Annotated in this window: 1 pseudogene; it reads left to right on the top strand. The window is 77.0% G+C overall.

Annotation, left to right across the window (positions count from 1 at the left end):
* Window positions 1-244 (top strand): annotated as a pseudogene (locus J0695_RS43350) (3-carboxy-cis,cis-muconate cycloisomerase); the annotation flags it as partial.

The raw sequence follows: 244 nt of genomic DNA, 5'->3' as shown, positions 1-244 counted from the left end.
CCTCGTCGCCGAGGACGAACGGCCCGGCGGCGCCTGGCACGCCGAGTGGCAGCCGCTGCGGGAGCTGCTGCGGCTGACGGGTGGCGCGTGCCGCGACGCGGCCGAACTCGCGGAGGGCCTACGGGTCTTCCCGTACCGGATGCACGAGCACCTCGCGCTCACCGGCGGGCTCATCGTCAGTGAGCGCATCGCCGCCGCGCTCGGGCCGCTGCTGGGGCGTGCGCGGGCCAAGCGGCTGCTGGCC

Source organism: Streptomyces beijiangensis (assembly GCF_017315755.1).
Lineage (GTDB): Bacteria > Actinomycetota > Actinomycetes > Streptomycetales > Streptomycetaceae > Streptomyces > Streptomyces beijiangensis.
This window is presented reverse-complemented; position numbering and strand designations above follow the sequence as displayed.